1 protein-coding gene is annotated in these 200 nt (G+C 69.5%); it reads right to left on the reverse strand.

From position 1 onward, the window contains the following. On the reverse strand, positions 1-200 hold a 200-nt coding region (locus RA19_RS25315; protein WP_152615883.1), incomplete at both ends, for a hydantoinase/oxoprolinase N-terminal domain-containing protein.

The raw sequence follows: 200 nt of genomic DNA on the forward strand, positions 1-200 counted from the left end.
GGCCGCCCGCCAGCACCAGCGCCGGATCGCCCTTCAGCGCGTCCCGCAGCCCGTGCCGGTCCAGATCGCTCTCGGCAAATCCGATATAGATCAGTGCCACCCGGCCGCCCTGCCCTTCGACCAGCGCATTGGTGGCCAAGGTGGTGGACAATGCCGCCAGCGACACCTCCTGCGGCTTGACGCCCGACTGCTCCAGCACC

This window comes from Leisingera sp. ANG-M1 (assembly GCF_000813745.1).
Lineage (GTDB): Bacteria > Pseudomonadota > Alphaproteobacteria > Rhodobacterales > Rhodobacteraceae > Leisingera.